The organism is Bradyrhizobium sp. CFUWI, assembly GCF_056429085.1.
The window spans coordinates 1-770 of the sequence record NZ_JBWJZE010000120.1 but is presented as its reverse complement, the minus strand read 5'-3'; the positions used below and the strand labels follow the sequence as shown (position 1 = coordinate 770).

1 protein-coding gene is annotated in these 770 nt (G+C 52.5%); it reads right to left on the bottom strand.

The features are described from left to right. Positions 1-205 precede the first annotated feature (205 nt). Positions 206-508, bottom strand: a complete 303-nt coding sequence (locus AC066S_RS38985) for a hypothetical protein (RefSeq protein ID WP_135169607.1) — start codon at positions 506-508, stop codon at positions 206-208. Positions 509-770 lie beyond the last annotated feature (262 nt).

The following is a 770-nucleotide window of genomic DNA, read 5'->3' as shown; positions in this document are numbered from 1 at the left end:
GTCAATGAAGTCATCGAGGCATTCGGGCAACAGCGTCCGCTGCCCACGATCCGCCTCTTCAACGAAGCGCCTCATCGATTCCCCCAAAGAATCACAGGAGAATCATAACAGCAGCCAGTGTTTTCACACAGCCAGGGTCACAAGCGGGCGTCCGCCAGGACCACAGTGAAGGTCAGCTACGGGCCATCAGGCGACATTTAGGAGGCTAAGAGCAATTTCCTTTTCGGTAGATTTCAATCGCCGTTCCTATGACGGCGGATAAGCAAACGATTATTCCTATCGCGCCCACTGGATAGACGAGCAGCGAGAGACCGGATAAATCTTCTTCTCCGACAACTCTGCGCCAGCCGGCCAGCGCACCAATGATGCAAAAAACTATGATGAATAGGGTCGCAATTTTCGTCCAAGACATTGCTGGACGTATCCGCAACGCGAGATAGGCGGCTGCCCAAGCGACGTAAGCCAAGAATGAAAGAAATAGAATGAGTAAGAGGATGAGGCCAATCATTTACGGATTACCCAGCAAACCTATCTTGAGACTGACCTCCAGCGGAAAGCTCGGCCAATTTTGAGGCCACCGATTACATCCTCTAACGGGCGATCATCTACAAACTGCTACTCGGATCGTGATAGATTTATCAGCTGAGCTGGTCCCGCAAATCTGAACAGCGCGATAAGTGGAGTTTCTGCCTGACGGCGGGCAAGATTGACCCGCGAATCAGGAGAGACGATGAGCAGACGAGCACGGCGGAACCACACTCCGGCTTTCA

Coding starts and splice junctions, on each gene's coding strand:
- AC066S_RS38985 (WP_135169607.1), bottom strand. CDS start 508: ATGATTGGCCTCATCCTCTTACTCATTCTATTTCTTTCATTCTTGGCT.